This is a genomic window from Pseudoalteromonas sp. 0303, from assembly GCF_013349995.1.
In the GTDB taxonomy this organism is placed as follows: Bacteria; Pseudomonadota; Gammaproteobacteria; order Enterobacterales; family Alteromonadaceae; genus Pseudoalteromonas.
Genome location: NZ_JABVXF010000120.1, coordinates 1 through 587, shown reverse-complemented (window position 1 = coordinate 587; position 587 = coordinate 1). Strand labels below are relative to the sequence as shown.

Sequence of the window (587 nt, the reverse complement as noted above, 5' to 3'; positions counted from 1 at the left end):
CCACGCACGACCATGGCGGCGCTTTCACCGTTACCATTAATCACGCCGTCGGCGGTTTTATCAATGCTGGTTGTGATGGCTGCGGTGTTATCAAGCTCGACTGCATCTTGTGCTGAAATTGGATTGCCAGCCACATCAGACACGCTGGCTGTAGCGGTGAGTGTCCCGTCGTTTAATGCGCTTGCATCAATCGGATCGGTAACATATTCGCCGTTTTGTACAAGTGCAGTGGTTTCAACTTGGTTTGTGCCATCGCTGATGATCACCGTCACGGTTTGACCGTCTTCCACATCGCTAACCGTGCCACGCACGACCATGGCGGCGCTTTCACCGTTACCATTAATCACGCCGTCGGCGGTTTTATCAATGCTGGTTGTGATCGCTGCGGTGTTATCAAGTTCGACGCTATCTTGCGCGTTTACAGGGTTACCCGCTAAATCTGACACGCTTGTTGTAGCGGTGAGTGTGCCGTCGTTTAGTGCGCTTGCATCAATCGGATCGGTAACATACTCGCCGTTTTGCACAAGCGCCGTGGTTTCAACTTGGTTTGTACCATCGCTGATAATAACAGTAACAGTTTGGCCATC

At 51.6% G+C, this 587-nt stretch carries 1 protein-coding gene; it reads right to left on the bottom strand.

Annotated features, from left to right (window positions below; genetic code table 11):
- A partial coding sequence (locus tag HUS62_RS22395) for a hypothetical protein (protein ID WP_175081202.1) occupies positions 1 to 587 on the bottom strand: 587 nt, incomplete at both ends.